The sequence below is a fragment of the Flavonifractor sp. An112 genome (genome assembly GCF_002161085.1).
In the GTDB taxonomy this organism is placed as follows: Bacteria; Bacillota; Clostridia; order Oscillospirales; family Oscillospiraceae; genus Flavonifractor; species Flavonifractor avicola.
Map to the genome: position 1 here is coordinate 43,455 of NZ_NFLU01000011.1, position 23,822 is coordinate 67,276.

A 23,822-nucleotide genomic window follows, 5' to 3' on the forward strand; every position below is an offset into this window, starting at 1 on the left:
AGACCAACTACTTACCACCGCGAAGGAGGCGCTTTTATGCCGCTGCTACGTCGAAAGGGCCTGTTTGAAAGCAACCGGGTCCAGTTTATGCCCATCTCCGCCATCTCCCCCAATCCGGCCCAGCCCAGAAAGGTTTTTGCCCAGGACGGGCTGGAGGAATTGGCTGCCAGTATTAAGGAGCACGGGGTGCTTCAGCCCCTGTCGGTGCGCCGGACAAGCACCGGGCTGGAGCTGGTGTCGGGAGAACGCCGTCTGCGGGCCTCCAAGCTGGCGGGGCTCACCGAAGTGCCCTGTATCATTGTCAGTGTAGACGGGCAGGAGTCCTCCCTGCTGGCCCTGGTGGAAAATTTACAGCGCCGGGACCTGGACTTTGTGGAGGAGGCCGCCGCCCTGTCCTCTCTCATTCAGACCTACCGGCTCTCCCAGGAGGAGGCCGCCAAACGGGTGGGCAAGTCCCAGTCCGCCGTGGCCAATAAGCTGCGGTTGCTGCGGCTCCCCCCTGCCGCCCTGTCAACCCTTCGGGAGCACGGCTGCACCGAGCGCCACGCCCGGGCCCTCCTGAAACTGGACGACCCCGCCGCCCAGGAGGCGGCTGCCCGCTATGTGGCGGAGGAGGGCCTGACGGTGGCCAGGACCGAGCAATATGTGGAGGAGCTGCTCCACCCCGCCCCGGACAAGCCCGCCCGAAAGAAGCCCGCCTTTATTATTAAGGATGTGCGGCTCTTCCTCAACACCGTTACCCGTGGGCTGTCCATTATGAAGAGCGCCGGGGTGAACGCCAACTGCAAACGCCAGGAGACGGCGGACTCCATCCAGCTGACCATTACCATTCCCAAATCATAGCCTTCCCTCTCTTTTGGAGTGTTTCACGTGAAACAGTGAAACACTCCTTTTTCTGTTTGACAATTAAGCTGTGTTTCACGTGAAACAACTTAAGGAACAACCATTCTTTTTCTTTTGCTGTTGAATTGCGTCAGGCAAGGGGATATAATAGAGCCTGAACCTTTACAAGAAAAAGGCAGGTGCGCTATGGCAAAAACCATCGCTATTGTAAATCAGAAGGGCGGGGTGGGCAAAACCACCACCTGCGTCAACCTGGCCGCCGCCCTGAAAAAGCTGGACCAGCGAGTGCTGGTCTGCGACTTTGACCCCCAGGCAAATACCACCTCCGGTTTCGGTGTGGACAAGACCATCTCCCCCAACATCTACGATGTGCTTCTCAACGGCGCCGACGTACACAAGGCCGTGGTGTCCACTCCCTATGTGGACGTGATCCCCGCCAACAAGTCTCTGGCAGGCGCCACGGTGGAGATGATCACCGCCGACCACCGGGAGTATCTGCTGAAAAACGCCCTGGATACCCTGGAGACAGACTATGACTATATCTTCATTGACTGTCCCCCCTCTCTGGAGCTGCTCACCCTCAACGCCCTGTGCGCCGCCGACTCCGTGCTGGTGCCGGTGCAGTGCGAATATTACGCACTGGAAGGACTGAGCGACCTGCTCTCTACCATCCGCATCGTCAAGCGGTCCCTCAACCCCAGAATTGGACTGGAAGGAGTCATCCTCACCATGTACGACGGGCGGACCAATCTGTCCATGCAGGTGGCGGAGGAGGTCAAGCGCCACTTCCCCGGTCAGGTGTACGCCACGGTAATCCCCCGCAACGTCCGTCTGTCCGAGGCCCCCAGTTTTGGCAAGCCGGTGCAGGCCTATGACCCCTATTCCCGGGGGGCTGAGGCCTATGGAGCCCTGGCGGCCGAACTGCTGGAACACAACCAATTTGCCATTACCCGGGAAGAAAGGAGCGAATGACTATGGCATTGGAACGCGGCCTGGGCAGAGGCCTGGGCGCGCTGCTGGGCGACGCCGCCCTCCAGTCCCAGGAGGGTGGTTCCCTCTCCCTCCCCATCTCCCAAGTGGAACCTGGCCTGAAACAGCCCCGGAAGCGGTTCGACGAGGAATCCCTCCAGGACCTGGCCGACTCCATCCGCACCCACGGGGTCATTCAGCCCCTGACTGTGCGGCGGCTGGCCTCAGGCTACTATCAGATCATCGCCGGTGAGCGCCGGTGGCGGGCCGCCAAGATCGCGGGCCTCACCGAAATCCCCGCCGTCATCATCGAGGCCGACGACCGGAAGGTCATGGAGCTGGGCCTCATTGAAAATCTCCAGCGGGAGGACCTGAACCCGGTGGAAGAGGCCAACGGCTACAAAGTCCTGATGGACGAGTACGGCCTCACCCAGGAGGAGGTGGCCCAGCGGGTGGGCAAATCCCGCCCGGCGGTGGCCAACGCCCTGCGTCTGCTGGCTCTCCCCGATCCCGTCCACCAGCTGCTGGAGGAGGGTAAGCTGTCCGCCGGACACGCCCGGGCCATTCTGGCCGCCCCCACCGGCGAGCTGCAAAAGAAGCTGGCCCAGAAGGTCATTGCCGAGGATCTCAGCGTCCGGCAGACCGAGGCCCTTGCCAAGCGGCTGGCCGCCGGCGAAAAGGAGCCCCCCTCTCCCCCGCCCGGCCCCGACCTGTCCATCTACCTACGGGCGGCGGAAAAATCCCTGGCCGCCCGGTTTGGCCGCAAGGTTAACATTATCAGCGGCAAGAAAAAGGGTAAAATAGAGCTGGAATACTATAATCCGGAGGATCTGAACACGCTGCTGGACCTGCTGGAACAGCTGCCCTCCTCCAATCAGGGAGGTGCCGACCTTTGAGCAAACCCGATGCCGAGAAGCAGGAGCGCAGCCGCCTCCAGCACGAGGCCGAGCATGAAAAGCCGACCAAGCGCAACCCGGTGCTCTTCTATCTGATGATCCTGTTCGCAGCGGCCTTTTTGCTGCTGCTCATGTCCTTCCTCATGCAGCGTCGGGCCAATCAGGAGGCCATCGATAACCTGCAGGAGACCTCCAACTCCGCCACCCAGTCCCTGCAAAATACCATTGCCCAGAATGAGACCCTGACCAAGCAGGTGGAAGATCTGCAATCCGCTGTCTCCGACAACCAGCAGACCATCCGGGATCAGGAGGACCGCCTGGAGGAGCTGGAGCAGGAGAACGAGGAGCTGACCAAGAGCACCCAGGCTCTGGACTGGTTCTGGCAGATCAATGAGGCCTATGTGCGGGGCCGCTACACCCAGGCCCGCACCCTCATTGAGAATATGGGCGAAGAGCTGCCGGAGTACCTGCCCAAGGAGAGCATCACCGACAACGACCGCTTCTCCCCCTACGACCGCTATCAGGAGATCTACGAGGCCCTTTATTAAGGGGTATTGTTTCACGTGAAACAGCAGGCGGCAGAAAGCCCCCTGCCCCCTCTTCCCTATCAATTATCAGAAAGGTTGTATCACACCATGCTGGATATCAAGTTTGTTCGTGAGAACCCCGAGATCGTCAAGGAGAACATCAAGAAGAAGTTCCAGGACGAGAAGCTGCCCCTGGTGGATCAGGTCATTGCCCTGGACGCCGAGAACCGCAAGACCATCCAGGAGGCCCAGGACCTGCGTACCGCCCGCAACACCAAGAGCAAGCAGGTGGGCGTGCTGATGGGCCAGTCCAAGAAGGACCCCTCCAAGCTGGCGGAGGCCGAGGCCCTCAAGGCCGAGGTCAAGGCGGACGCCGACCGTCTGGCTTTCCTGGAGAACCGGGAGACCGAGCTGGCCGAGGAGATCCGTAAGATCATGCTGGTCATCCCCAACATCATCGATCCCTCCGTGCCCATCGGCCCCGATGACTCCTGCAATGTGGAGGTTCAGCGCTTTGGCGAGCCCGTCACCCCCGACTATGAGATCCCCTACCACACCCAAATCATGGAGTCCTTTGACGGCATCGACATGGACGCCGCCGGCCGCGTGTCCGGCAACGGCTTCTACTATCTGATGGGCGACATTGCTCGCCTCCACGAGGCGGTGCTGGCCTACGCCCGTGACTTTATGATTGACAAGGGCTTTACTTTCTGCGTGCCCCCCTTCATGATCCACGGCAACGTGGTGGAGGGCGTTATGTCCCAGACCGAGATGGACGCTATGATGTACAAGATCGAGGGCGAGGACCTGTATCTGATCGGCACCTCCGAGCACTCCATGATCGGCAAGTTCATTGACCAGATCATCCCCGAGGAGAAGCTGCCCCAGACCCTCACCTCCTACTCCCCCTGCTTCCGCAAGGAGAAGGGCGCTCATGGCATTGAGGAGCGGGGCGTGTACCGCATCCACCAGTTCGAGAAGCAGGAGATGGTGGTTGTCTGTAAGCCCGAGGACTCCATGAAGTGGTACGAGCAGATGTGGCACTACTCTGTGGAGCTCTTCCGCTCCCTGGACATCCCCGTCCGTCAGCTGGAGTGCTGCTCCGGCGACCTGGCCGACCTGAAGGTCAAGTCCTGCGACATCGAGGCCTGGTCTCCCCGTCAGCAGAAGTACTTCGAGGTTTGCTCCTGCTCCAACCTGGGCGACGCCCAGGCCCGCCGCCTGAAGATGCGCGTCAAGGGCGAGAAGGGCACCTACCTGCCCCACACCCTGAACAACACCGTAGTGGCCCCGCCCCGTATGCTCATCGCCTTCCTGGAGAACAACCTCCAGGCCGACGGCAGCGTGAAGATCCCCGCCGTCCTGCGCCCCTACATGGGCGGCAAGGAAGTGCTGGTGCCCAAGCACTAATGAACGTAGGGGCGGCCCTTGTGGCCGCCCGCACAGAATAAAGGAGTACCAAATGTCCGCAAAAGAGAAAACCAAAGGCTTTATGGCCGAGTTCCGCAAGTTTATTGCCCGGGGCAACGTGATGGATCTGGCTGTCGGCGTTATCATCGGCGGCGCCTTCAAGACCATCGTGGATTCCCTGACCAACGACATTCTTATGCCCTTCGTGGGCCTGTTCATCGGCGAGTCCACCTTCGCCGCCCTCACCTTCCAGCTGGGAGGCGCCACCATCGCCTTCGGCAGCTTTATCCAGGCGGTGGTCAACTTCCTCATCATGGCCTTTGTCATCTTCTGCCTGGTGAAGGGCATCAACCGCTTCCACCGCAAGAAGGAGGAGGCCGCCGAGACCGCTCCGGCAGAGCCTGTGCTCACCACCCAGGAGCAGCTGCTCACGGAGATCCGTGACCTGCTGAAGGAGCAGAACCATGACTGACCGGCCCGACAACAACACCAACCGGGAGGAGCGGGAACCCTACGTTCCCGCCCCCCCGGTAAAGCGTATCATGGCCTGGGTGGGCATCGTGTATATGGTGGGCTTTGTGATCCTCAACGTGTATCCCTTCTTTAATCAGGGGAACTATCTCACCGGCATCGCCCCCCTCTTCGCCTGCCCCGGCATTGCCGGCATCTTTGCCATTTCCCTCTATCTGGCCCGCCATCCGGACAGCACCTATTCCCGGAAAGTGTCCATGGCCATTCTGGCGGTACTCTGCGCCGTGGGCTTTGTGGTAAGCCTGGTGCTGGGGTTCCCTCCCCTGCTGGCCAATTTCGGTATCTGAATGGAACAAGCCCCGGGACCTTACGTCCCACCGTGAAACGGAGGTAGGCACTATGAAACGACTGCTCTCCTTGCTCGTGACCGGCTCACTGCTTGTAACACCCGTTCTGGCCACCCAGACCGGCGTGGAGGACTCCTTCCCCGCTGTGCGGGAGCCCGCCTCCTTTGCAGACGTGGCCAGCGGCAGCTGGTATACCGACGCCGCCGGTCTGTGCTACGTCACCGGCCTGCTCAACGGTACCGGCAACGGAAACTTCTCCCCCAGCCGCTCCGTCACCATCGGCGAGGCTGCCACCCTGGCCGCCCGCATCCACCATATCCTGAGCGGCGGGGACGGCACCCTGCCTTAAGCACCTGAAGAGTGGGGCCAGGTGGTCCTCACCCGGGCCGATGGCACCTCCGTCGGCCTCCACGAAAACAGTGACACCGGCTTCTGGCTGGACGAAAAGAGTCTCCAGCTCTGTTTCAATCTGGATGAAAGCTGGAATGCCGCCGAAGGCCAGACCGTTACCCTCACCCTCAACGGTACCAGCTACACCGGCACCCTGACGGAGCGCGGGGACGGAAGCTTTGCCTTCCAGCTCAGCGACGCCACCCGGGACTATGAGAACTACACCGCCGATCTGTGGGACGCCCTGTGGCGGCCCGCCCCCGGCAACTGGAGCCGGAATACCGCCTATTATCTGGAGACGGTGCTCCATACCGGTCCCAACCAGATCAACGATCTGGGCACAACCGCCACCCGGCTGGACTTTGTAAAGCTGCTCTCCCTGGTGTCCGGCGATCTGCTGGAGCCCATCAACGACATCACCGACTTCCCTGATGCCACCGAGGAGACCAAGGATGTGGTCCTCCCCTTCTATCAGGCGGGCATACTCACCGGCACTGACGACTACGGCACCTTCCGGGCCAACGGCACCCTGAGCCGGGCGGAGATGGCCACCATGGCGGCCCGGCTCATCCGGCCGGAGCTGCGCCAGGAATTCACCATTAAGACCGTGGACGACAGCCGCTATACCCTCACCCCCCTGGATCTGAAGGGCGGCAAGGCCGAGGGCAGCTGGTCCACCTCCTCCCTGCTCCCTGTGACCTACGACGACCACTGGGCCCTGTACCGCGCCGACGGCAGCTGGTACACCCCGGAGGAGGGCATGGTGTTCCTGGACGCCAACGAGGACGGTCTGGTGATGATGGAGGCCGCCGACGATAGCTACGCCGTGGCGGACAGCACTAAGGACTGGGCCGCCGTTCCCTTTACCCCCAACTGGTCCTGCAAGCTGCTGGGCGACGGTTTGTTTATCAGCCAGCCCTCCTATGGGGCCGATCCCATCCTCCACGACCGGACCGGCACCTCCATTGCCACCCTCACCGGCGACGGCCACTGGGACGTGCTCAGCGACGGACTGGCCCCCTGCCTGGATGAGAGCGCCCGGCTGTATGGCTTTGTGAACACCAAGGGCCAGTGGGTCATCCCGGCCCAGTACAACAGCGTGGAGCACTTTGCCGACGGCTATGCCATGGTCCGGAAGGACAGCGGCTGGGGCGTCATCGACACCACCGGCAAGCTGGTGATCCCCTGCTCCTATCCCCAGCTCCGCCACCGGGGCGGCCCCTACTTCTACAGTTCCGCCGTGGGGGCGTCCGACGGCATCTGGCTCACCGCCGACGGCTCCGCCGTACCTGCCGCCGCCGCCTCCTACAACGGCCTGAACATCACTCTCAATAGACGGGGCCGCCTACCGGATCACCCTGAAGTAAGGGCCGGTTTTCCACATTCTCTCCCCTCTTGGGGGAAAAGTATCTGAAAAAGGAGTCACATCCATGGCCGACGAGAAAAACACCACCCAGACTTCCACATCCTTTCGTCTGGACGCCCAGCTGCCCCGCATTCAGCAGGGGCTGGATACCCAGGGCATCCATACGCCGGGGGGCGCGGAAGCCCTGGCCCAATACGGCGCCATGCTGCTGGAGCAGAATCAGGTCATGAATCTGACCGCCATCACCGATCCCGACCAGGTGGTGGACCTCCACTTCCTGGACTGCGCCGCCCTGCTCACCATTGGCGAGGATTTTAAAAACAAGACCCTCATCGACGTGGGCACCGGCGCCGGGTTCCCCGGTATGCCCCTGAAAATCCTGGAGCCCACTTTGAAGGTCACTCTGCTGGACAGTCTGGGCAAACGGGTCAACTGGTTGGAAACTGTGTGTAAAGCACTTTCCCTTGACGAAATTGCCTGTCTCCACGCCCGAGGCGAGGAGCAGGCCCATCAGGAGGGCTTCCGGGACAGCTTTGACTTCGCCGTGTCCCGGGCGGTGGCCTCTCTGGAGCTGCTCAGCGAACTGTGCCTGCCCTATGTGAAGGTGGGCGGCAAGTTCCTGGCCATGAAGAGCGTGGACAGCGGCGACGAGGTGGACAAGGCCTCCCGGGCCATCGCCAAGCTGGGAGGCCGCCTGCTGCCCCGGGTGGATTACGAGATCCCGGGTACCGGCGTCACCCACCGGGTGGTGGTGGTGGAGAAGGTCTCCCCCACCCCCAAGGGCTATCCCCGCCGGTGGGCCAGAATGCAGAAAACCCCGCTTTAACCCGAGATTTTGTGCATATATGACTAAGTTAAGCATTGCGTCTGACGAAATAATGTGTTATTCTAATCTTGTATGTCGGGAGTGAACCTATGTCCACAGCAATCGTTATCACTTCAGGGAAAGGCGGCACAGGAAAGACCTCCCTCACCGGCGGCGTAGGCTCCTGCCTGGCCGCTCTGGGACATCAGGTCCTGTGCATCGATATGGATATCGGCCTGAGGAACCTGGACCTGAATCTGGGCCTCAGCGACCGGGCCCTGATGGACTTTACCGACGTGCTCTGCGGACGCTGTCCGCTGGAGCGGGCGGCAGTCCCCCACCCGGTGATCCAGGGTCTGAACCTGATCACCGCACCGGTGAACCTGCCCGACGAACCCCTCAGCGAGTACGCCATGCGGGATCTGGTCCGCCAGGCCAAGCAGAAGTACGACTATATTTTGATGGACTCCCCCGCCGGACTGGGCGAGGGCTTCCGGCTGGCCTGCTGTGCCGCGGACCGGGCCATCGTGGTCTCCACCACCGATTCCTCCGCCCTGCGGGACGCACAGCGCACCGTGTCGGTGCTGCGCAAACAGCTGCCCCAGCTCCACCTGGTGGTCAACCGGGTGCAGCCCAAGCTGCTGCGGCGGCTCCACACCACCATTGACGACGCCATGGATACCGCCGGTCTGCCCCTGCTGGGCATCGTGCCGGAGGACCCCCAGGTCATCCTCAGCGCCAACCGGGGAGAACCCCTCATCCTGTGCGCCAGCCGAGGGGCTGCCATCGCCTACTTAAACATTGCCAAGCGGCTGACGGGACAAAAAGTCCCCCTGATGAAGCTTCGAGCCTGATATCTCGAAAGGAAGAGAAGGTGTAGTATGAATATCGCGTTGATGAGCCACGATCGAAAAAAAGAGCTGATGGTGCAATTCTGTATTGCGTACTGCGGCATCCTGTCCAAGCACACGATCTGCGCCACCAACACAACAGGCCGTCTGGTGGCGGAGGCTACCGGTCTGCCCGTCCAGCTCTTCCTGTCCCATGAGCACGGCGGCAGCCAGCAGATCGGCGCCCGCATTGCCTACAATGAGATCGATATGGTGCTCTTCTTCTCCGATCCTCAGTCCAGCGATCTGGACGCGGACCTGAAGTATATCACCCGCCTGTGCGACCAGTACAATATCCCGGTTGCCACCAACGTGGCCACCGCTGAGATGTTGATCCACGGTCTGGAGCGGGGGGATTTGGACTGGAGAGACATCATCAATCCCAAGACCAAGCCTTTTACTGCATAAACCGCAAAGTATCGCCCCGCTCCAGCACGCCGCCCTCGGCGGCCGCATTTGAAATCACAGGGGTCCCCGCACGATGGGTACCATCGGGTGGGGCGCGGGGCGATTTGGACTGGAGAGACATCATCAATCCCAAAACCAAGCCTTTTACCGCGTGATCTGAAACGGGCGGCCCCTGTGGGCCGCCCGTTTTATTGCCGGAAAGCGTGGAAAAGGATTGACTTTTCCCCCTTTTCGGGATAATATCGTAAGAGCTGAAACCGCAATGACGGAGCAAGTACCGCTCACACCGCCGCACCAGAGAAGGGTCCCCTGGCTGGAAGGACCTGCGGCAGGCGGCCGGGAGACGGCTCCACCAGCGGGCCCGGAGACGGGCGCGGTCCCCTTCCCGCAACAGAAGGCCAGAGGGCGCTTTTTGAGCGCCGAACATGGGTGGCACCACGAAAGCAGGCGCTTTCGTCCCGTGACAAGGGACGAGAGCGCCTTTTTGCGGACATCCGCCCTCACCGAGCCAGAATCCCAAATGTTACGATACAAAGGAGCATCACTATGGCCCAGATCAAACCCCGTACCCTGTCCGGCTTTATGGAGCTGCTGACCCCAGCGGGTCGGTGACCCGCCGGGGGCCCCGGATTTGATTCAAATAGGCCGAACTGAATTCGGCCTATTTCAAGGTTTTGCTGCGCAAAACGCTTGACGCCGCACTTGCGGCGTTGGCAGGCAGCAGCCTCTATTACTCTACAAAGGAGCATCACTATGGCCCAGATCAAACCCCGTACCCTGTCCGGTTTTATGGAGCTGCTGCCTGCCCGCCAGGTGCAGTTCGACCGGATGGTGGACATCCTCCGCAAGAGCTACTCCCTCTACGGCTTCACCCCCCTGGATACCCCGGCCATCGAGGCCAGCGAGGTGCTGCTGGCCAAGGGCGGCGGCGAGACCGAGAAGCAGATCTACCGCTTCACCAAGGGTGACAGCGACCTGTCCCTCCGCTTTGACCTGACCGTGCCTCTGGCCAAGTACGTGGCCCTCCACCAGAACGAGCTCACCTTCCCCTTCCGCCGGTTCCAGATCGGCAAGGTGTACCGGGGTGAGCGGGCCCAGAAGGGCCGCTACCGGGAGTTCTATCAGGCCGACATCGACGTCATCGGCGACGGCGCCCTGGACATCACCAATGAGGCCGAGATCCCCTCCATCATCTACAAGACCTTCACCGCCCTGGGCCTGCGCCGCTTTAAGATCCGGGTGAACAACCGGAAGGTCCTCAACGGCCTCTTCGCCCTGCTGGGCCTGGAGGAGCAGGCCGGGGACGTGATGCGCACCATCGACAAGCTGGAGAAGATCGGCCCCGAGAAGGTGAAGGCCATCCTGGTGGACGACTTTGCCGTGGCCGCCGACACCGCCGACACCCTGCTGGGCCTGCTGGCGGCTGAGGACCCCATGGCCGCTCTGGAGCCTTTCAAGGGCAGGAACGAGCTCTTCGACCTGGGCGTGTCCGAGCTGGAGACCGTGGTCAAGTATATGTCCGCCTACGGCGTGCCGGAGGACCACTTCATGGTGGACCTGACCATCGCCCGCGGCCTGGACTACTACACCGGCACCGTGTATGAGACCGTCATGCTGGACCACCCCGAGGTGGGCTCCATCTGCTCCGGCGGCCGGTACGACAACCTGGCCGAGTACTACACCGACAAGCAGCTGCCCGGCGTGGGCATCTCCATCGGCCTGACCCGGCTGTTCTCCGTGCTGGAGGCCCAGGGCTACCTGAACGAGGAGCTGCTCACCGCTCCCGCCGACGTGCTCATCCTGCCCATGACCGAGGACCTGTCCGCTGCCATCTCCTTCGCCACCACCCTGCGGGATGCCGGCGTCCGGGCCCAGCTCCACTGCGAGAAGAAGAAATTCAAGCAGAAGCTGTCCTACGCCGACAAGCTGTCCATCCCCTACGCCGCCTTCCTGGGTGAGGACGAGATTGCTCAGGGTAAGGTGACGGTGAAGGATCTGACCACCGGCGAGCAGCAGACCGTGACTCCCGCTGAGGCGGTGGCTCTGGTCCAGGCCGGTCTCACCGCCCGGTCCGCCGGCGCTCCCATCCGGGACAAGGACTGAATGGAACTTTCCCCCTTTCAAGCCGTCTATAAAAGACAAACCTGTGCCATTTGACAAGGAGGAATCATTCCATGAAAAAGCTTGCCGCTCTGATCCTGTCCGCCGCCCTGTTGGTGGGCTCCGCCGCCGCCATCTCCCCCGAGGAGGCCTTCCCCAAGGTCAACGAGTACCCCGGCTTCATTGATGTGGAGGCCGGTTCCTGGTATGAAGATCCCGCCCGCATCTGCGCCGAGGTGGGACTGATGCAGGGCACGGGCCACGCCTTTGCCCCCTTCCAGATCCTCACCGTGGGCGAGGTGGCCGCCATCGCCGCCCGCATGAACGAGGCCATCACCGGAGACCCTATCCCCATGGCCACTCCCAAGCCCGGCGAGACTCTGCCCTGGTATTTCTCCTATGTGAAGTACCTGGAGGACCTGGGCATTGACGTGCCCGACCCGGAAAAGCAGGCCACCCGTCAGGAGTTTGTGTCCATCCTGGCCGCTGTGGTGCCCGAGGAGATGCTCTCCCCCATCAACACCATCACCACCCTGCCCGACACCAAGGACGAGGCCGTGCTGCGCTTCTACAACGCGGGCATCCTCACCGGCGTGGACGACTGGGGCACCTTCGCTGCCAATAACAGCCTGACCCGTGCCGAGACCGCCGCCATGGTGGCCCGTGTGGCCCGCACCGACCTGCGCCAGACCTTCACCCCCGCCGACTACACCCCCTTCACCGCCGCCGGACTCAAGCCCTCTGACGTGCTGTTCACCAACGGCACCACCGCCGGGGCCTATCTGCCCTATGTGCAGGAGCTCATCGACGGCCTGGAGGCCGACTGCGCCGCCGCCGGCATGGAGTTCAACTGGTTCAACACCGTGGACGGCGTCACCTTCCTGGACTACGTGAAGAACACCGCCCTCACTCACTTCGGTGTCACCGCCAAGGAGGGCACCGAAGCGTACAAGAACTTCGACGTGCAGGTGTACTACAGCAAGGTCATCGACCTGCGGGGTTAATTGCAAACAAGGGCAAAAACCCAGCTATTTTGTAATATAGAAAAGAAATAATACAATCTGGAGTTGATTTCACATGGCTAATGTCAAAACCGCCTACCGCACCCACACCTGTGGGGAGCTCCGCATGGAGCAGGTAGGCCAGACCGTCACCCTGGCGGGCTTCCTGGAGAACTTCCGTGAGGTGGGCGCCAGCCTGGGCTTCGCCGTCCTGCGGGACTTCTACGGCACCACCCAGGTGGTGGCCGAGACCGAGGAGATGGTCAAGACCATCAAGGCTCTGAACAAGGAGTCCACCATTGCCGTCACCGGCGTGGTGCGGGAGCGTGACTCCAAGAACCCCAAGCTGCCCACCGGCGACATTGAGGTGGTACCCGAGAAGATCGAGGTGCTGGGCCGCTGCCGCCACAACGAGCTGCCCTTCCAGATCAACCGCAGCCGTGAGGCCGACGAGACCCAGCGTCTGAAGTACCGCTACCTGGATCTCCGCAACCCCGCCGTCAAGAACAACATCATCCTCCGCTCCCAGGTGGTGGCCGCCCTGCGGCAGGCCATGACCGCCCAGGGCTTCATGGAGATCACCACCCCCATTCTGACCGCCTCTTCTCCGGAAGGCGCCCGTGACTACCTGGTGCCCAGCCGCAAACACCCCGGCAAGTTCTACGCCCTGCCCCAGGCTCCCCAGCAGTTCAAGCAGCTGCTGATGGCCTCCGGCTTCGACAAGTACTTCCAGATCGCCCCTTGCTTCCGGGACGAGGACGCCCGCGGCGACCGCTCCCCCGGCGAGTTCTACCAGCTGGACATGGAGATGGCCTTTGCCGGTCAGGAGGACGTGTTCGCCGTTCTGGAGCAGGTGCTCCCCCCCATCTTCGCCCAGTACGGCACCTACAACGTGGCCTCTGAGGCCCCCTTTAAGCGAATCTCCTACCTGGAGGCCATGGACAAGTACGGCTCCGATAAGCCCGACCTGCGCATCGACCTGACCGTCACCGACGCCACCGAGGTGCTGGCAAACTGCGGCTTTGGTCCCTTCGAGGGCAACACCGTCAAGGCCATCGTGGTGTCCGGCTTTGAGGGCACCCGCAAGCAGATCGACGGCATCTGCAACGAGGTGGAGGTCCAGTCCGGCAATAAGGCCTACTGGTTCCGCCTGGATGAGAAGGGCGAGATCGTGGGCGGCATCGCCAAGTTCGTCCAGCCCATCAAGGACGCCGTGGTGTCCGCTCTGGGCCTGGAGCCCGGCTGCTTCGTGGGCCTCACCGCCGGCAAGCTGCTGACCGCCCAGAAGACCGCCGGCGTGCTCCGCTCCAAGCTGGGCGCCTTCTGCCCCAACCACATGGACAAGGAGCGCTATGAGTTCTGCTGGATCGTGGACTTCCCCATGTACGAGATCGGCGAGGAGTCCGGCGAGTTGGAGTTCTGCCACAACCCCTTCTCCATGCCCAACGGCGGCCTGGAGATCCTGAAGAAGGCCGCTGCCGGCGAGGTGGACCCCCTGTCCATCACCGCCTTCCAGTACGACCTGGTGTGCAACGGCGTGGAGCTGTCCTCCGGCGCCGTCCGGAACCACGACCCCGAGATCATGATTGAGGCCTTCCAGCTGGTGCGGCTGGGCGAGGAGGACGTGAAGGCCAAGTTCCCCGCCATGTACAACGCCTTCACCTACGGCGCTCCCCCCCACGCGGGCATCGCCCCCGGCGTGGACCGTATGGTCATGCTGCTGGCCGGCGAGGACTCCATCCGTGAGATCATCCCCTTCCCCATGAACAAGAACGCCCAGGACCTGATGATGGGCGCGCCTTCCTTTGTGACCGACGCCCAGCTCAACGAGCTGAACATCGTGTGCACCAAAAAGGAAGAGGACGAGTAAAGCGCCCATCATCAGGGGGCCCCGCACAGCGGGGCGCGCTTTGCGCGTACAAGCGTTTTCGCCTGTGGCGAAAACCTTGGCGCAGGCGGAATTCACTTCCGCCGAGCAAGTAAAATCATCCCTGGGTCCCCGGACAGCCCAGGCTGTCCGGGATCTGGGCGCTCCCTCCTTCGTCACCGACGCCCAGCTCAACGAGCTGAACATCGTGTGCACCAAGAAAGAGGACGAGGAATAAAACCAAACAGAACGGCCCCCATCGGATATGCTCCGATGGGGGCCGTTCTTTATTTTATTTCTTGCCCAGCAGCTCCATGCCCACCTGGCGGCCCAGCTCCTCGGCCTGGGCGGTGACGGTGTCCACGATCTCATGGACGTAATCGCAGTTGCCGCACAGGGAGGCCCAGCCCGGCAGCTTACCCCCCAGCCCCGCCAGCAGCTCCCGCTCGGGGATAAGGCCCAGGGCGGTTACGAGAGTGTCGCAGGCCACCTGCTCCTCCTTGCCGCTGTCCAGATGGCGGAGGGTGACGCCGGTAAGCCGCCCCTCGCCGTGGAGGCGGGTAACGGTGGTCCGGGTCATCAGTGGGATGCGGTGCTCCAGCAGACAGGAGCGGTAGTTGCGTACCATGCCGCCGCAGCTCCCCTTCTGCTCCACCACCCCCAGCACCTGGCAGCCCTCCAACACGAACCGGCGGGCCATGATGAGGCCCAGATCCCCGCTGCCCAGCACCAGCACCTTTCTCCCCGGCCGCCAGTGGCGCAGGTTGATCATCCGCTGGGCCTCCCCGGCGGTAAACACCCCGGCGGGCCGGGTGCCGGTAACGGGGAGGGAACCGATGGTCTTTTCCCGGCAGCCGGTGGCCAGAATGAGCCGCCGGAAGGCCACCGGCTCATACCCGCCGGGGCCGGACAGCTCCGCCGTCCGCCGCTGGGATAGGGAGAGCACGGTGGTGTTGAGGCGCACGCTCACCGCCGCCCCCTCCATCTGGGCCACGATGCGGGCGGCGTACTCCGGCCCGGTGAGGTCCCGGTGGAAGTAGCCCAGGCCGAAGCCCTGGTGGATGCACTGGGGCAAAATGCCCCCCAGCCGCTCCTCCCGGTCCACCAGCAGCACCGAAACCGGTCCCGCGCCCGCAGCGGCCAGGGCGGCGGACATCCCCGCCGCGCCGCCGCCCACCACCAACAGATCAACCTTCTCCATGCCGTCCTCCTGTCAGCAGCCGGGAACCCGGCCCATCCTTTTGCAGATCCTCCGGGGGCACCCCCAGCATCCGGGCCATAAGAGCCATGATCCGGTCCCCGCAGAAGGCCCCCTGGCACCGGCCCAGGCCGGCGCCCGTCCGCCGCTTCACCCCGTCCAGGGTGACCGCACCCCGGCGGATGGCGTCCCGCACCTCCCCCTCGGTGATGCCGCCGCACCGGCACAGAATGCGGCCATAGGCCGGGTCCCGGGCCGCCAGGGCCGCCCGGGCCTCCCGTGTCAGCTCGCGGGGCCGTACCGGCGCTTTTCGCTCCGGCCGGAAGGTGGAGTCCAGTTCCCCCTTCCCCAGCTGGTCCGCCACCTGGGGGGCCAGCCAGGCCCCCAGGGCCTGGGCGCAGGTAAGGCCGGGGGTCTTGATGCCGATAAGGCTCCACAGGCCTCTGGCGGGATTGGTGACGGTGAAATCGTGGATGCTCTGGGCCCGCACCACGTTGTAGGGCTTGGGCCGCACCCCGGCAAAGGAGCGGATGGTGAGCTCCAGATCCAGCTCGGGGGCCACCTGGGCCGCCAGCTGGCGCAGCCGGTCCAGCCCCGCCTCAGTGGTGGCGGACAGAGGCCCCACCCCCGGCTGCTCCGACGGACCCAGCAGCAGCTTGCCGTCCAGGGTGGGCACCATGGTCAGGCCCTTGCCCTTCTCCTCCGGCTCATGGAAGATCACATGATTGACATAGTGGCCCGCCCCCTGGTCCAGGATCAGATAGTCCGCCTTCTCGGGGGTGATACGCACCGTAGGCGGAGCGGCCAGCTCCTGGACCTGGTCGGCGTGGAGGCCGCAGCAGTTGACCACCGCCGCCGCCCACAGCTCCCCCCGGAGGGTGACCACCCGCCAGCCCCCGTGTTCCGGCAGCAGGTCGGTGACCGGGGCGTTGAGCCAGGGGGTGACACCATTGGCCAGGGCGTTCTCCCAGGCGGCGTAGCACAGCTCCCAGGGGTCGGTCACCCCGGTGTCGGGGGCGTAGAGGGCGGAGGACACGCCGGGAGCCAGTCCCGGCTCCCACTCCAGGGCCGCCCGGCCCGACATAAGCTTGAGGCCCTCCACCCCGTTCTCCATGCCCTGGATCATCTTTCGCTGTAACGTCTGGTCGGCGTTGGGGCCGTAGCTTACCATTAAGGAGCCCCGCCGGGCGAAGGGCACCCCCAGCTCCCGGCACAGGTCCCCGAAGCCCTTGCAGGCCGCCACGCACAGCCGGGTCTTGAGGGTGCCCGGCTTGGTGTCGCAGCCGGTATATACAATGGCGGTGTTTGCCCGGGAAATGCCGGTACACACGTCCTCCCGGGCCTCCACCAGGGCCACCTTCAGGGGGTGGCGGCGCAGCTCCCGGGCCATAAAGCAGCCCAGCAGCCCGCCGCCCAGTACCGCCACGTCGTAGCGCTCCATGGTCCATCCTCCTCTCTTGATGTGCCCCGTTAAAAATGCCGCCGCACCCGGCCGGGCTGGTCAATGGTGTAACCCCCCAACTGTTCCAGCCGTTCCCGGAACGCCGGGCTTTGCAGCACCTCCAGCAGGGCTTCCACCGCCGGGGTGCCCCAGGCGTAATCGGGGATGAGCAGGTCGTACTGCTCCACGCACACCGGCAGAAAGTCCAGGTCATACAGCCGGGCGGCGGACAGAATGCCCATGCCGGCGTCGGCGGTGCCGGCGGCGATCTGGGCGGCCACCGAGGTGTGGGTCAGCTCCTCCCGGTCGTAGCCGTACACGGCGGCGGGGTCAATGCCCTCCTTCCGGCACAGGTAGTCGGCCAAAATGCGGGTGCCCGAGCCCTTCTGTCGGTTGACATACCGCAGGTTGGCAATGTCCCCAAAGCCCTTGATACCCAGAGGATTGCCTTTGGCCACCATCAGGCCCTGGGTGCGGCCCGCGCACTCCACCTGATATACCCCTCCGTGGGGGAAATACTTCTCCAGATAGGAAGTGTTGTAGCTGCCGTCGGCCTCGTCCAGCAGGTGGCACCCCGCCCCGTGGGCCTCCCCCCGGCGGAGGGCCATAATACCCCCCATGGAGCCCACATGGGTGGAGCTCATGTACAGGTGGGGGTGGGTCTGGTGGAGCAGGTCGGCCACCTCGTCCAGCAGGGGGTCGTGGCTGCCCATCATCACCAGGGTGTGCTCCAGCTCCTCCCGGGGCCGCAGGAGAGAGACGGTGACCATCTCCCCCGCCTCCAGGCCCTCCTTGCCCTGGGGGATGTCCAGGATGCCGTCGGCCTTCAGGAAGGAGGACACCACCCCGGCCCCACGGGCCAGCGGGGAGGCCACCAGCTTATCCCCCACCTGGCCCAGCCGCACCCGGACAAACTCCCGGTATTTCAGCCCCGACACCACCCGCCGGGCCAGCACCGCCTCCGCCTGCTCCCGGGCGGGGGCTTTCTTGCCGGTCCAGTGTTCGATGAGGGGGCGGAGCAGGTGCTCCAGCACCAGAATGCCGCTGACCGGGTAGCCGGGCACCCCCAGCACCGGCACCGGGCCTCTCCGGCCCAGAATGGCGGGCTTGCCCGGGCGGATGGCCAGCCCGTGGCACAGCACCTCCCCCACCGTTCCAATGACGGCGGCGGAGTAGTCCTCCCGGCCCGCCGACGACCCGGCGTTAAGCACCACCAGGTCGCACTCCTCTGCGGCCCTGGTGAGGGCGTCAGTGAGGTCAGCCTTGTTGTCCTTCACGATGGGGTAGGTCCTGGCTGTACCGCCCCACTCCACGATCATGGCGGAGAAGATGGAGGAGTTGAACTCCAGCACGTCCCCCGGCTGGGGGTGGTCGGTGGGGGGCACCACCTCGTCCCCGGTGGGGATGATCCCCACCACCGGGCGGGTGAACACCTCCACCGCCAGCACGCCACCGGCGATCATGGCCCCGATGGCGGCCGGGGTAATGGAGGTATGGGTGGGGAGGAGCATCTCCCCGGCGCACACGTCCTCCCCGATCTGCCGGATGTGCTGCCAGGGGGCGGCGGCCTCATGGAGGACGGCCTTCTCCCCCTCCCACAGCACGTCCTCAATCATTACCACCGCGTCCTCCCCCTCGGGCAGGGGGTCACCGGTGTCCACCACCGTGAACTGATGGGGTTCCAGGGTCACCGGCGTGGTCTCGGTGGCTCCGAAGGTGTCCGCCGCCGCCACGGCGATGCCATCCATGGCGCAGGCGGGATAGTGGGGGGCGCACAGGGTGGCGTAGACCGCCCGGGCAGTCACCCGGCCTGCCGATTGGGCCACCGGCACCGTCTCGGTTTTGGGCTGAAATCCCCCCTCCGCCAGCCAGGCGGGGTAGCGCTCCTCCGCCTGCTCCAGGGGGAGGTTGGTCAGATAAGTAAAGGGCATAAAAACGCCTCCTGATATAAAACTACCCGAAGAGGGACACCTCTACAGATTCCCCGGCCGGGATGCCCTCCCGGTCCCGGGGGACGCAGAAGAAGCCGTCCGCCCCGGCCAGGGTGGTAATGAGCCCCGACTTGCCCCAGATGGGCACGGCCCACAGCCCGTCGGGCTTCTCCTCCAGAGTGACGCCGGTGTACTGGGCTCTGCCGTGGTTGGCGGGGACAGTCTGGGCCAGACGTGCCGACACCGTTCGCTCCGCCCAGGTCCGCCCCTCCAGCCGGGCCAGCAGGGGGATGAGAAAAAGCTTTGCGGTGAACAGGGCGGCCACCGGGTGGCCGGGCAGGCCCAGGATGGGCTTGCCCCCCGCCTTTCCCAGCAGGGTGGGCTTGCCCGGTTTCATGGCCACCCCGTGGCACAGCATCTCTCCCAGAGAGGCCATCACCCGGCAGGCGGCGTCCTTCTCCCCCACCGAGCTGCCTCCCGACAGCACCACACAGTGGCAGCGCTCCAGAGCCTTCTCCACCGCCTCTCTCAGCAGTTCCTCCCGGTCTGGGACAATGCCCAGGGGCACCGCTTCCGCCCCCGCCTGGGCCAGCAGAGCGGCCACCAGGGGGCCGTTCACGTCCCGCACCTGTCCGGGGCCGGGGTCCCCCTCCGGGGGCACCAGCTCGTCCCCGGTGGAGATCAGGCCCACCCGTAGTTTGGGGACCACCGGCACCTGAGTCACCCCCAGGGCCGCCAAAGCCCCGATGTCCTGGGGCTCCAGCCTGCGGCCCTTCCGCAGCACCAGGTCCCCCGGCTTCACGTCGTCCCCTTTAAAAATCAGGTTGGCCCCCGGGGGAACGCTTTTCACAATGCCAATCTCCCCGCCGCCGTAGTCCTCGGTGTGCTCCACCATTTGGACGGCGTCGGCGCCTTCCGGCAGGGCCCCACCGGTGGGGATGGCGCCGCATTGATAGGGGCCCACGGCAAAGGTGGGCTCCTTCCCCATCTCCACCGCCCCGGTGCAGGTGAGCAGGGCGGGGATGGACTCACTGCACCCGAAGGTGTCCGCCCCCCGCAGGGCGTAGCCGTCCACGGTGGAGCGGTCAAACCCGGGCACATATTCTTCAGCCAGAATATCCTGGGCCAACACCCGGCCCAGAGCACAGTCCAGCCCCACGGTTTCCGGAGGCCGGTCCAGAGGGCCGAAAATATTTGCAATCCGTGTCAAAAGTTCCTCAGGGGTCATGACGGTGAGCATGGTCCCCCTCCTTTCCCACCCCGAAAAAGTCCAGGGCGAAGGCTTGAAATTCCAGCCCCACAGGGCTGAGATGTTTTTCCCGCTTGAAGCACAGCATGAGGGGCCGGGCAAACCGGCCGCTGGCCAGCCGGGCCAGGGCGATGCGGGAGTCGGCCCGGTAGGGGGCGGCGGCCCCCTCGGGCACAAAGCCCAGGGCCAGTCCGGCGGCCACCACCTGGCGGTGGCCCTCCCGGTCGTTGACCAGACAGCGGGTGGCCGGATGGAGATTGAGCCCGGCGCACAGGTAGTAGGGCTCCTCCAGCCAGTGGCCGGGGCTGCTGAGAAAGACCATGGGCTGGCCCTCCAGGGCCTTCAAATCCACCGGCTCCCGGCGGGCCAGAGGGTGGTGGGCAGGCAGGGCCAGCAGGTAGCGCTCGCTGCCCAGAGGGTAGCCCCGGAACTTCTCATACCGGCTGTCATCGGGACAGAGCAGCATATCGTATTTGTTAATGTCGGGGACCTCCAGCTCCTCAATGCGGCAGTCCAGCTGGAACTCCACCCCTGGCCGGGTATCGGCAAAGGCGGCCAGACAGGCGGCCACCTTCTCCTCTCCGCCGCAGCACCCCACCGACAGCCGCTTCACCGGCCCGGCGGACAGCTCCCCCAGCTCCAGCAGGGTGTCGTCCAGGTCCCGGAGCATGGCCCGGGCGCTCTCCAGAAACCGGCGGCCCGGCTCGTTGAGCAGGATGCGCTTGCCGGAGCGGGTAAACAGCGGGGTGCCCAGCTCCTCCTCCAACCGGGCGATGCTGCGGGACAGGGAGGGCTGGCTGAGGTGGAGGGCCTCCGCCGCCTTGGACAGGTTTTGCAGCTGGGCGGCGGTGACGAAATATCGGATCTGGGCGATCTGCAAGCTGCTCCCTCCTTATAGCCAAAAGGTATATGCCCTCAGGCCGGGAATTTCCGGCGTCCCCCGGTTTCCGCCCCGGTTTCTGTGGCAGAACGTACAGTTTAGCTGCCCTTATTATACGGCCCTTTATGCACAAAAGCAATATGAATTCCCAGTCCTTCCCTTTACTTCCCGGCCCTGTGCTCCTACACTAAAATCAGGAGTTCAAATTCTGTCTCAAAAGGAGGTGTGCCTCCGTTCCCGCCGGGAATGGGAGGAAAGGGATGAAACAACTCGTCGTCAAGCCGGAGAAATGCATCGGCTGCCGCACCTGCGAGCTGGTGTGCTCCTTCGGCCACTACCAGCAGTTCAACCCCCGCCTGGCCAACATCACCGTGCTGGAGTATGAGGCCGCCACCCTGGCGGTGCCGGTGGTGTGCCAGCAGTGCGAGGACGCCAGCTGCATGAAGGTGTGCCCGGTGAAGGCCATCCGCCGGGACGAAAACGGGGCCTGCGTCATCAACTACGACAAGTGCATCGGCTGCAAGATGTGCCGCAGCGCCTGTCCCCTGGGCAATATGTCCTATTCCACCATCGTGAAGAAGGTATTCAAGTGCGACCTGTGCGGCGGGGACCCCAAGTGCGTCAAGTACTGCCCCGGCGGGGCCCTGAGTTTTGAGGACCCGGACGCGCGGGACGTACGAAAAAAATTGACGGCGGACAAGATTGTGGCCGCCATGGGAACGGAGGGGTGAGCCATGGGAAACGGATATACCGGCACGATTTTACGCATTGATCTGGCGGCGGGGTCCATCCGCAGGGAGCCCCTGAACCAGAAGAACGCCCAGGAGTATGTGGGGGCCCGTGGTCTGGGCACCAAGTATTACTGCGACGAGTGCGACCCCAACTGCGACCCTCTGGGGCCGGACAACAAGCTGATCTTCATGACCGGCCCTCTGACGGGCACCTGCGCCACCTCCTCCGGCCGGTACAACGCGGTGGCCAAGTCCCCCCTGACCGGCACCATCGGGGCGGCCAACTCCGGCGGCCACTTCGGCCCCGAGCTGAAATACGCCGGGTACGACGGCATCATCTTTGAGAACATCTCGGAGAAGCCGGTGTACCTCTACATCAACGACGGCACGGTGGAGCTGCGGGACGCCGCCCACCTGTGGGGCAAGGACGTGTTCGAGACCACCGACCTGCTGCGGGAGGAGCTGGGGGACGAGTTCCGCATCGCCTGCATCGCCCCCGCCGGGGAGACCGGCTGTCTCTTCTCCGCCATCATGAACGACAAGCACCGGGCGGCGGGCCGGGGCGGCATGGGCACGGTGATGGGCTCCAAGAAGCTGAAGGCCATCGCTGTCCGGGGCACCGGCTCGGTGACGGTGGCCCGGCCCGAGGCCTTCTTTGAGGCCTGCGTGGACGCCCGGGCCAAGCTGAAGGCCCACCCGGTCACCGGAGCCGGCCTGTCGGCCTACGGCACTCAAATTCTGGTGAACATCGTCAACGCCACCGGCGGCCTGCCCCTGCGCAACGGCCGGGACGGCTCGGTGTATGATCTGGCCGACGACATCTCCGGCGAGACCCTGGCCGCCAAGTACCTGCTGCGGAACAAGGGCTGCTTCGGCTGCTCCATCGGCTGCGGCCGGGCGGTGGAGATCAAGGAGGGCCCCTTTGCCTCCAAGGGCGAGGGTCCCGAGTATGAGGCAGGCTGGTCCTTCGGCGCCGACTGCGGCATCAACGACCTGGCGGCGGTGTGCGACGCCAACTTCCTGTGCAACCAGTACGGCATCGACCCCATCACCATGGGAGCCACCGTGGCCTGTGCCATGGAGCTCTTTGAGCTGGGGGCCATCCCCGAGTCCGACATCGGCTTCCCCCTCCGCTTCGGCGACGCGGCGGCCATGGTGAAGGCGGTGGAGATGACCTGCAAGGGGGAGGGCTTCGGCAAGATCATGGGCCTGGGCTCCTACCGCATGGCGGAAAAATACGGCCATCCCGAGCTGTCCATGTCGGTCAAGAAGCAGGAGATGCCCGCCTACGACGGCCGGGCCATCCAGGGCATCGGCCTGGAGTACGCCACCTCCAACCGGGGCGGCTGCCACGTCCGGGGCTACATGATCTCCCCCGAGGTGCTGGGCATCCCCATGAAGATGGACCCCCTGGTCACCGAGGGCAAGGCGGGTCTGCTGAAAACCTTCCAGGATCTCACCGCCCTGGTGGACGCCACCGGCATCTGCCTGTTCACCACCTTCGGCATCGGCCTGCCCGAGGTGGCCGCCCAGTACCGGGAGGCGGTGGGCAGCGACGAGAGCGACGAGGAGATCCTGCTGAAAGGTGAGCGGATCTGGAACCTGGAGAAGCAGTTCAACATTGCCGCCGGCGTGGAGAAGGACACCCTGCCTCCCCGGCTGCTGCGGGAGAAGCTGCCTGAGGGCCCGGCGGCGGGCAAGGTCAACGACCTGTACACCATGCTGGCGGAGTATTACGCCGCCCGTGGCTGGACGGCGGAGGGCATCCCCACCCCGGAGAAGCTGGCCTCCCTCAACCTGAAATAAGCCCATGACGGTGAAATTCTTTGCCTATCTGCGGGAAAAGGAGTTTGCCGGGACCAAGGAGCTGGTCCTCTCCCCGCCCCCCACCGTGGGGGCGCTGGGGGAGGACCTGTCCCGGCGTTTTGGCCCCCGGTTCCGGGGGGAGTTTTTCTCCCCCGCCGGGGACGCACTGGGGGAAAAAATCATCGTGCTGGTCAACGGCCGCCGGGTGGAGTTCCTCTCCGGCCTGGACACCCCGCTGAAAGACAGCGACACGGTGCAGATCTTCCCGGTGGTGGCCGGGGGCTGAGCCCCCGCTC

The 23,822-nt window shown here is 64.3% G+C and carries 24 protein-coding genes; 19 read left to right on the forward strand and 5 right to left on the reverse strand.

Annotated features, from left to right (window positions below; genetic code table 11):
• Window positions 1-36: 36 nt before the first annotated feature.
• From B5E56_RS10685 to B5E56_RS14630, 16 genes are all read left to right on the forward strand, one after another.
• Window positions 37-843, forward strand: a complete 807-nt coding sequence (locus tag B5E56_RS10685) for a ParB/RepB/Spo0J family partition protein (protein ID WP_087389902.1) — start codon at window positions 37-39, stop codon at window positions 841-843.
• A 186-nt stretch (window positions 844-1,029) separates the two neighbouring features.
• The gene (locus B5E56_RS10690; RefSeq protein ID WP_087187288.1) at window positions 1,030-1,815 is read left to right on the forward strand and encodes a ParA family protein; all 786 of its coding nucleotides are present in this window, start codon (window positions 1,030-1,032) and stop codon (window positions 1,813-1,815) included.
• Window positions 1,816-1,817: 2 nt separating this feature from the next.
• Entirely contained in the window at window positions 1,818-2,708 is an 891-nt protein-coding gene (locus B5E56_RS10695) for a ParB/RepB/Spo0J family partition protein (RefSeq protein WP_087187287.1), read from the forward strand.
• Window positions 2,705-3,256 carry a hypothetical protein gene (locus B5E56_RS14915; protein WP_242958912.1) on the forward strand — a complete coding sequence of 184 codons (552 nt, stop codon included), beginning with the start codon at window positions 2,705-2,707 and terminating at the stop codon, window positions 3,254-3,256. Before B5E56_RS10695 ends, B5E56_RS14915 begins: the two co-directional genes overlap by 4 nt.
• A gap of 87 nt (window positions 3,257-3,343) precedes the next feature.
• The gene (gene serS / locus B5E56_RS10705) at window positions 3,344-4,645 is read left to right on the forward strand and encodes a serine--tRNA ligase (protein WP_087389906.1); all 1,302 of its coding nucleotides are present in this window, start codon (window positions 3,344-3,346) and stop codon (window positions 4,643-4,645) included.
• Between the two features lie 52 nt (window positions 4,646-4,697).
• A complete protein-coding gene (gene mscL / locus B5E56_RS10710; protein WP_087187285.1) occupies window positions 4,698-5,117 on the forward strand; it encodes a large-conductance mechanosensitive channel protein MscL in 420 nt (139 codons plus the stop codon).
• A complete protein-coding gene (locus tag B5E56_RS10715; protein WP_087389909.1) occupies window positions 5,110-5,463 on the forward strand; it encodes a hypothetical protein in 354 nt (117 codons plus the stop codon). Before mscL ends, B5E56_RS10715 begins: the two co-directional genes overlap by 8 nt.
• A 52-nt stretch (window positions 5,464-5,515) precedes the next feature.
• Window positions 5,516-5,812, forward strand: a complete 297-nt coding sequence (locus B5E56_RS10720) for an S-layer homology domain-containing protein (protein WP_087389912.1) — start codon at window positions 5,516-5,518, stop codon at window positions 5,810-5,812.
• 21 nt (window positions 5,813-5,833) lie between these two features.
• Window positions 5,834-7,267 (forward strand): WG repeat-containing protein, encoded by a 1,434-nt coding sequence (locus tag B5E56_RS10725; RefSeq protein WP_087389915.1) that lies wholly within the window; start codon window positions 5,834-5,836, stop codon window positions 7,265-7,267.
• A gap of 16 nt (window positions 7,268-7,283) precedes the next feature.
• The gene (rsmG, locus tag B5E56_RS10730; protein ID WP_087389918.1) at window positions 7,284-8,045 is read left to right on the forward strand and encodes a 16S rRNA (guanine(527)-N(7))-methyltransferase RsmG; all 762 of its coding nucleotides are present in this window, start codon (window positions 7,284-7,286) and stop codon (window positions 8,043-8,045) included.
• An 89-nt stretch (window positions 8,046-8,134) separates the two neighbouring features.
• On the forward strand, window positions 8,135-8,878 hold the full coding sequence (gene minD / locus B5E56_RS10735; protein WP_087389920.1) for a septum site-determining protein MinD: 744 nt from the start codon (window positions 8,135-8,137) through the stop codon (window positions 8,876-8,878).
• A 27-nt stretch (window positions 8,879-8,905) separates the two neighbouring features.
• Complete coding sequence (locus B5E56_RS10740) at window positions 8,906-9,322, forward strand: methylglyoxal synthase (RefSeq protein ID WP_087187280.1); 417 nt, start codon at window positions 8,906-8,908, stop codon at window positions 9,320-9,322.
• Between the two features lie 753 nt (window positions 9,323-10,075).
• Window positions 10,076-11,425 (forward strand): histidine--tRNA ligase, encoded by a 1,350-nt coding sequence (gene hisS, locus B5E56_RS10745; protein ID WP_087389923.1) that lies wholly within the window; start codon window positions 10,076-10,078, stop codon window positions 11,423-11,425.
• Between the two features lie 71 nt (window positions 11,426-11,496).
• Window positions 11,497-12,426: a hypothetical protein gene (locus B5E56_RS10750; RefSeq protein WP_087389926.1), complete on the forward strand. Its 930-nt coding sequence runs from the start codon at window positions 11,497-11,499 to the stop codon at window positions 12,424-12,426.
• Window positions 12,427-12,499: 73 nt separating this feature from the next.
• Window positions 12,500-14,293 carry an aspartate--tRNA ligase gene (aspS, locus tag B5E56_RS10755; RefSeq protein WP_087389929.1) on the forward strand — a complete coding sequence of 598 codons (1,794 nt, stop codon included), beginning with the start codon at window positions 12,500-12,502 and terminating at the stop codon, window positions 14,291-14,293.
• Between the two features lie 64 nt (window positions 14,294-14,357).
• Complete coding sequence (locus tag B5E56_RS14630; RefSeq protein WP_158098713.1) at window positions 14,358-14,528, forward strand: hypothetical protein; 171 nt, start codon at window positions 14,358-14,360, stop codon at window positions 14,526-14,528.
• A 54-nt stretch (window positions 14,529-14,582) separates the two neighbouring features.
• Here B5E56_RS14630 and B5E56_RS10760 read toward each other — a convergent pair whose 3' ends face one another.
• From B5E56_RS10760 to B5E56_RS10780, 5 genes are read right to left on the reverse strand one after another with little or no spacing between them, the layout of a single operon-like run.
• Window positions 14,583-15,491, reverse strand: coding sequence for an NAD(P)/FAD-dependent oxidoreductase (locus B5E56_RS10760; protein WP_087389932.1), 909 nt, complete (start codon window positions 15,489-15,491; stop codon window positions 14,583-14,585).
• Window positions 15,478-16,929: an NAD(P)/FAD-dependent oxidoreductase gene (locus B5E56_RS10765; RefSeq protein WP_087389935.1), complete on the reverse strand. Its 1,452-nt coding sequence runs from the start codon at window positions 16,927-16,929 to the stop codon at window positions 15,478-15,480. Before B5E56_RS10765 ends, B5E56_RS10760 begins: the two co-directional genes overlap by 14 nt.
• A gap of 29 nt (window positions 16,930-16,958) precedes the next feature.
• Window positions 16,959-18,860 carry a molybdopterin biosynthesis protein gene (locus B5E56_RS10770; RefSeq protein ID WP_087389938.1) on the reverse strand — a complete coding sequence of 634 codons (1,902 nt, stop codon included), beginning with the start codon at window positions 18,858-18,860 and terminating at the stop codon, window positions 16,959-16,961.
• A 22-nt stretch (window positions 18,861-18,882) separates the two neighbouring features.
• On the reverse strand, window positions 18,883-20,100 hold the full coding sequence (glp, locus tag B5E56_RS10775; RefSeq protein ID WP_087389941.1) for a molybdopterin molybdotransferase MoeA: 1,218 nt from the start codon (window positions 20,098-20,100) through the stop codon (window positions 18,883-18,885).
• Window positions 20,078-20,989 (reverse strand): LysR family transcriptional regulator, encoded by a 912-nt coding sequence (locus B5E56_RS10780; protein ID WP_087187342.1) that lies wholly within the window; start codon window positions 20,987-20,989, stop codon window positions 20,078-20,080. The genes glp and B5E56_RS10780 overlap by 23 nt, the downstream gene beginning before the upstream one ends.
• A 260-nt stretch (window positions 20,990-21,249) precedes the next feature.
• Here B5E56_RS10780 and B5E56_RS10785 point away from each other — a divergent pair, with 260 nt between their 5' ends.
• Genes B5E56_RS10785 through B5E56_RS10795 form a run of 3 tightly spaced genes read left to right on the forward strand, consistent with a single transcriptional unit; the run spans window position 21,250 to window position 23,812 of the window.
• Window positions 21,250-21,720, forward strand: a complete 471-nt coding sequence (locus B5E56_RS10785; protein WP_087187272.1) for a 4Fe-4S dicluster domain-containing protein — start codon at window positions 21,250-21,252, stop codon at window positions 21,718-21,720.
• A 3-nt stretch (window positions 21,721-21,723) separates the two neighbouring features.
• Window positions 21,724-23,526 carry an aldehyde ferredoxin oxidoreductase family protein gene (locus B5E56_RS10790; RefSeq protein ID WP_087389944.1) on the forward strand — a complete coding sequence of 601 codons (1,803 nt, stop codon included), beginning with the start codon at window positions 21,724-21,726 and terminating at the stop codon, window positions 23,524-23,526.
• 4 nt (window positions 23,527-23,530) lie between these two features.
• Entirely contained in the window at window positions 23,531-23,812 is a 282-nt protein-coding gene (locus tag B5E56_RS10795) for a MoaD/ThiS family protein (protein ID WP_087267620.1), read from the forward strand.
• Window positions 23,813-23,822 lie beyond the last annotated feature (10 nt).